Genomic DNA, 6301 nt, shown 5'->3' on the forward strand with positions numbered 1-6301 from the left:
TCGACGCTTCTGGTCGTGATCTTTCCGGGAGTAACGATCATGACCGATACCACACGCCGCACCTTCGTGGCGGGGGCAGCGCTGGCTGCCGGCACCGCCGCCACCGCAACTGCCGCCGCCGCCCAGGCCGGCGGCGGCGCCGCTGCCACGACGCCCGCCGCCGCGGCTTATCCCAAGCCACCCTATCCGGTGCAGCGCCAGCCCTGGCCCGGCCTGGCCAGCAAGATGACGCCGCGCCCCGATCATGGCGAGACGAGCTACAAGGGATCGGGCAAGCTCGCCGGCAAGAAGGCGCTGATCACCGGCGGCGACAGTGGCATCGGCCGCGCCGCGGCGATCGCCTACGCCCGCGAAGGCGCCGACGTGGCGATCAACTATCTGCCCGCGGAGGAGCCCGATGCGCGCGAGGTCGTCGCGCTGATCCGCGCGGAGGGCCGCAAGGCGGTCGCCATCCCCGGCGATCTGCGCGACGAACGCTTCTGCCGCAAGCTGGTGCAGCAGGCGGCCGAGCAGCTCGGCGGGCTCGACATCCTCGTCAACAATGCCGCGCGGCAGCAGACCCGCCCCGGCATCGCCGATATCTCCAGCGAGGATTTCGACGATACGATGAAGACCAACGTCTACGCGCCGTTCTGGCTGACCAAGGCGGCGGTCGAGCGGATGGGCGCGGGGTCGGTGATCGTCAACACCTCGTCCGAGCAGGCGGGCAACCCCTCGCCCGACATCGTCGATTATGCGCTGACCCGCGCCGCGGTGCTCAACTTCACCAAAAGCATGGCCAAGCAACTCGCCAGCCGCGGCATCCGCGTCAACGCAGTGGCGCCGGGGCCGTTCTGGACGCCGTTGCAGGTGAGCGGCGGCGCGACGCCCGACAAGCTCAAGAGCTTCGGCGGCGATTCGCCGCTGGCGCGTGCGGGGCAGCCGGCCGAGATCGCCGGCCTGTACGTCGCCGCCGCCGATCCGGCGCTGAGCTATTCGACCGGCCAGATCTTCGGCTCGACCGGCGGCAACGGCCAGCCGGCGTAACCGGTGGGACGGCAGGCCGGATCAGGGCATGCCGTCTCCCTCTCCCGACACCGTCAGCGATTTGTAACCTGCTTGCGGCAGGATCCGCGCCATCGTGGCAACCGCAGGTGAAAGGCGGCCCCGGCATGAGCGACGGAAGCAAGCGTCCGGAAAAGGTACGGCCCGGGCCGGTCGCTTATACCGCGATCGCGCTGCTGGTCGTCGCCTGCCTGATCGCGATCGGCGGCATGTATCAGGGCTGGTTCCGCTTCCTGTTCGACCGGTAGCAGGAGCGGGTCGAGGCTCTCCTGTTGCCTAGACGACCGACGCCGGTCACGGACGGGTCTGGCGGCGGATCGCGCGCAGGTCGATCCCGAGCCGGTTGACGCGATAATAGAAGGTCTTGCGCGGCAGTTTGAGCGCCTGGATCGCGGCGGCGATCTCGCCGTCCGCAGCGGCGATGGCATCGATGATCGTCGCCCGCTCGAATGCATCGAGCCGTTCGGGCAGCGACGCGGGTTCGCCGCTGCTCGGCGCGCCATCGTCGAGGCCGAGGCAGATGCGCTCCGCCGCTTTCTCCAATTCGAGCACGTTGCCCGGCCATGGCCGCGCTGCCAGCCGCATCGCGTGATCGGCCAGCGCCGGCACCGCGCAGCGATGGCGCTCGGCGGCGCGCGCGGCGAAATGCGCGAACAGCATCGGAATATCCTCCTTGCGCTCGGACAGCGGCGGCAGGCGCAGCGGTACGCCGGCGAGCAGGTGGAACAGGCCGGGCAGGATCCGGTCGCGCCGCCCCTCCTCCAGCGCGGCGACGATCCGCACGTCGACCGCATGCGGATCGCGCCCGTCGAGCGGCAGCGCGCGCTTCTCGGCGAAATGCGCCAGCCGGTTCTGCAATTCGGGTCCGGCGGCTTCGAGATGATCGAGGAACAACGTGCCGCGATGCGCACGGTCGATCGGGCCGTTGCGCGCGAACACTTCGCGCTCGACCAGCGCCACCGGCACCGTCGCGCAGTCGATGACGAGGAAGCGATGGCGCGCACGCCGCCCGGCGCGATGCACCAGCCGCGCGAAATGTTCGCGCCCCGTCCCCACCTCGCCCTCGATCACCAGATCGAGCGGCGCATCGGCGAGCAGCGGGATCATGCCGCGCAGCCGCCGGATCGCGAAGCTGTCGCCGATCAGCGTCTCGCCCTGCTGTTCGTCGGCGAGCGCGCGCAGCCGCCGGTTCTCCAGCGTCAGCCCGCGCGCGGTCGCGGCGCGCACCGCCGCCGCGACCAGCGCCTCGGGATCGAACGGCTTGGACAGGAAGTCCCAGGCGCCGTTCCTGATCGCCTCCACCGCCATGCCGATGTCGCCATGGCCGGTGAGCAGCAGCACCGGCAGGTCGGCGTCGCGGCCACGTACCGCGTCCATCAATTCCAGCCCCGACATGCCCGGCATGCGGACGTCGGTGATGAGGATGCCGGGAAAGTCGGCGGTGAGTTCGGGCAACGCGCTGCGTGCGTCGGCGAACGGTCGCACCTCGAAACCGTGCAGCTTGAGCAATTGCGACGCCGCCGCGCGGAGATCCGGCTCGTCGTCGACCAGCGCGACGACCGGAGTCCTGTCGATCGTCGTCATGCCCGCCGCATCCCGATCTCGAACACCGCCCCGCCCGCCGAGGGGAGATGATGCAGCCAGCCGCCGAGGTCGGTCATGATATCCTGCGCGATGACGAGGCCGAGACCGAGACCCGCCGCGCGGCTGGTGTTGAACGGCGTGAACAGGCCGGCGGCGATCGCCGGATCGATGCCCGGCCCGGTATCCGCGACGCGCAGCCGGACGCGGGACTCCTCCTCGACCAGGGTCAGCGTGATGCGCCGCTCGGCGCGGCCGGCGAGTGCGTCGAGCGCGTTCTGGACGAGATTGACCAGCACCTGTTCGAGGCGGACCTTGCCGCCGACCACCATCAGCGCCGGATCGATCGCGGGCCGGTCGAGCACCGCATCCTTGAGCTGTTCGCGCACGATCAGCAGCGCGCCGTCGATCACCTCGGCGAGCGATACCGGGCGGAGTTCGTCGGTCTGGCGGCGCGAAAAGGCGCGAAGCTGCGCGGTCACCACGCCGACCCGGTCGGCGAGTTGCGCGATCGTGCGGAGATTGGCGCGCACCTCGTCGGGCTCGTCGCGGTCGAGCAGCATGCGACTGGTTTCGGCATAGGTGCGGATCGCCGCGACCGGCTGCGCGGTCTCGTGCGCGACGCTGGCGGTGATCTGGCCGAGCGATGCGAGCCGGTTGGCCTGGCGCAGCGCCTCGCGCAATTCGGCGCCGCGCGCATCGGACAGCGCGCGCTCGGCGGCCTCGCGACGCAGGTCGGCGGTGCGCTCGGCAACCGCCGCCTCCAGCTCGGCGGTGCGGCGACGCGTCGCCAGCACACGCTGGCGCATGGCCCAAGCGATGACGCCGAGCGCGAGGACGCTCGCCCCCGCCGCCGCCGCGGCGAACAGCCGCGCCGCCGCGACCGCGCGATCGACGGGTCGCATCTGCACCAATTGCCAGCCCGGCTGGCTGACCGGCACCATCTGCGCGACGTAGGACGCCCGCGCACCGCCGATCCGCACGCGGCCGTCGCCGAGCGGCACCAGTGCCACCGTGCGGCGCGCCGGCGCCGTTCCCCGCGTCACGGTGGCGAAGCGCCAGCCGGGGCGGCTGGTGACGAGGATGCGCTGCCGGGCGTCCTGCACGAAGCTGATCCCGCCGCTGCGCGCCCAGGCCCGTTCGATCCGGTCGAACTCCAGCTTGATGACGGTGACGCCGCCGGTCGCGGTCCGCGCGGCGAGATACAGGCCGGGGCGCTGGCTGACGCTGCCGATCGCGAAATGGCTGCCCTCGCCGCGGGCTTCCGCCTGCCGGACATAGGGACGGCTATGATAATCGATGCCGACGAAGGCCCGCGGGCTGCGCCAGTTGCTCGCGGCGATCGACCAGCCGTCCGGGCCGACCACGTAGATCGCCGGCGCGCCGGTGACGCGGGCCAGCGCCTCCAGCTTGCGGTTGAGCGCCGGCCGCGCCGCGCCGGTGCCGGCGATCGCCGCCGAAATGTCGCGATCGTTGGCAAGCGTGAGCGGCAGCAGCCGGAAACGGGCGATCTCGCTGTCGAGCAGCGCCGCGCGCAGCCGCGCATCCTGTGTCACCTCGATCTGCTGCTGCGCGATCGTGCGCCGTTGCGCGAGCGCGCCGGCGAGGATCGCGGCGGCGATCGCGAGCAACAGCACGCCCGCCAGCCAGGGCCAGCCGCGGATCAGAGGGCGGAGACTCACGGCCGAATGCCTACCCGCCCGCCTGCCGTGTGGCAAGAAGTTGCACTTTCACCGCAAAGGATGTGTCATTTCCTGCCCTCTGCTAACCATCCTCGCACGCTAGATTGGTGCTAAGTCGTTGTGTGCGAACGATTATATCGAAGTGTCATTTTCTGCGCGGGCCGCATCCGCGGGTCGGGCACAAGCGGGTCGATACGGTCGCATGGCTCCGCCGGAGCGATGCGGCATCGGCCGTCCGGATTCGCCGGTCGCGGCCGTGGACACGCCCCGCTGCGATCCGCGTCCTGCCGCGACGTCGTACCGCAAGCGGCTGCAGAAGGATCATGCGATGCACTCCGACCCCCGCGAGCTGGCCCCGACCGCCGACGCGTCGACTCTCCCGGCTACCGCCGTTACCCGCCGCGGGCTGATCGGCGCGGTCGCCGCCGCGGGGGGCGCCTCGCTGCTGCCGGCGGCGGCGCGTGCGCAGGCGCGCAGCGAGCAGAGCGTCGACGTGCTGCTGATCGGCGGCGGCATCATGAGCGCGACGCTCGGCGTGCTGCTGCGCCAGCTCGAACCGACGTGGACGATCGAGATGGTCGAGCGGCTCGACCGCGCCGCCGGCGAGAGTTCCGATGGCTGGAACAACGCCGGCACCGGCCATTCGGCGCTGTGCGAGCTCAACTATACGCCGGTCAACGCCGCCGACGGCCGCGTCGAGATCGCCAAGGCGATCGAGATCAACGAGCAATGGCAGATCACCCGCCAGTTCCTCAGCCACCAGCTCCGCGCCGGGGTGCTCAGCGACCCGCGCGCCTTCATCAACTCGACGCCGCACATGAATCTGGTGTGGGGCCGCGAGAACGTCGAATTCCTGCGCAAGCGGCATGCGGCGCTCGGCGCCAGCCCGTTGTTCTCGGGGATGGAGTTCACCACCGATCCGCATCAGATCGGCCAATGGGTGCCACTGATGATGGAGGGGCGCAGCGGCGGCCTGCCGCTGGCGGCGACGCGCTCGCCGCTCGGCACCGATTGCGACTGGGGCGAGGTGACGCGGCAATATATCACGTCGCTCAGCCGCCAGCCGGGCGTGACGCTGACCAGTGGCCACGAGGTGCGCAAGCTCGAACGCAATGCGGACAAGAGCTGGCGCGTCACCGCCGAGGCGACCAACGGCGGCGGCAAAAGGATCATCAACGCGCGCTTCGTCTTCGCCGGCGCCGGTGGCGGTGCGCTGCCGATCCTGCAGGCCTCGGGGATTCCCGAAGCCGACAATTACGCCGGTTTCCCGGTCGGCGGCTCGTTCCTCGTCTCCGAAAAGCCCGAGATCGCCGACCGTCACCTCGCCAAGGTCTATGGCAAGGCCGCGGTCGGCTCGCCGCCGATGTCGGTGCCGCATCTCGACACGCGCTATTTCGACAAGCGCCGCGCCTTGCTGTTCGGGCCGTTCGCCACCTTCTCGACCAAGTTCCTCAAGCACGGCTCGTATTTCGACCTGCCGGCGTCGGTGACGCTCGACAATTTCCGCCCGATGATGGCGGTCGGCTGGGACAATTTCGACCTGGTCGAATATCTCGCCGGCCAGTTGATGATGTCCGACGAGGACCGGCTGAAGGCGCTGCGCGAATATCTGCCCGGTGCGCGCGCGGAAGACTGGAAGCTGTGGCAGGCCGGCCAGCGCGTGCAGATCATCAAGCGCGATCCCGAGAAGGGCGGCGTGCTCAAGCTGGGGACGGAGATCGTCGCTTCGAAGGACGGCTCGATCGCGGCGCTGCTCGGCGCGTCGCCGGGGGCGTCAACCGCGCCGGCGATCATGCTGAACCTGCTCAAGACGGTCTTCCCCAAGCGGCTCGCGACCCCGGCGTGGCAGGACAGCCTGCGCAGGATCGTGCCGTCCTACGGGATCGCGCTCAATGATCATCCCGACTTGCTCGCGCAGGAATGGGCGCAGACCAGCGACGCGCTGCAACTGACGACGCCGCCGCCCGCGGTCCATGTCGCCACCCGGCCGCGCC

The 6301-nt window shown here is 70.5% G+C and carries 5 protein-coding genes; 3 read left to right on the top strand and 2 right to left on the bottom strand.

Annotated features, from left to right (window positions below; all coding sequences use genetic code 11):
* Nucleotides 1-39 precede the first annotated feature (39 nt).
* Both FFS23_RS16165 and FFS23_RS20210 read left to right on the top strand, forming a co-directional pair.
* Nucleotides 40-1026: an SDR family oxidoreductase gene (locus tag FFS23_RS16165; protein WP_249340718.1), complete on the top strand. Its 987-nt coding sequence runs from the start codon at nucleotides 40-42 to the stop codon at nucleotides 1024-1026.
* Nucleotides 1027-1151: 125 nt separating this feature from the next.
* Complete coding sequence (locus FFS23_RS20210) at nucleotides 1152-1292, top strand: hypothetical protein (protein WP_171009525.1); 141 nt, start codon at nucleotides 1152-1154, stop codon at nucleotides 1290-1292.
* 46 nt (nucleotides 1293-1338) lie between these two features.
* On the opposite strand, the gene FFS23_RS16170 is transcribed toward FFS23_RS20210, so the two are convergent.
* Both FFS23_RS16170 and FFS23_RS16175 read right to left on the bottom strand, forming a co-directional pair.
* Entirely contained in the window at nucleotides 1339-2628 is a 1290-nt protein-coding gene (locus tag FFS23_RS16170; RefSeq protein ID WP_137899405.1) for a sigma-54-dependent transcriptional regulator, read from the bottom strand.
* Nucleotides 2625-4307, bottom strand: coding sequence for a sensor histidine kinase (locus FFS23_RS16175; RefSeq protein ID WP_137899406.1), 1683 nt, complete (start codon nucleotides 4305-4307; stop codon nucleotides 2625-2627). Before FFS23_RS16175 ends, FFS23_RS16170 begins: the two co-directional genes overlap by 4 nt.
* A gap of 328 nt (nucleotides 4308-4635) precedes the next feature.
* Here FFS23_RS16175 and mqo point away from each other — a divergent pair.
* Nucleotides 4636-6301, top strand: a 1666-nt coding sequence (gene mqo, locus FFS23_RS16180; RefSeq protein WP_137899407.1) for a malate dehydrogenase (quinone), incomplete at its 3' end; no start/stop codon positions are given.

The organism is Sphingomonas sp. 2SG (assembly GCF_005503285.1).
GTDB lineage: Bacteria > Pseudomonadota > Alphaproteobacteria > Sphingomonadales > Sphingomonadaceae > Sphingomonas > Sphingomonas taxi.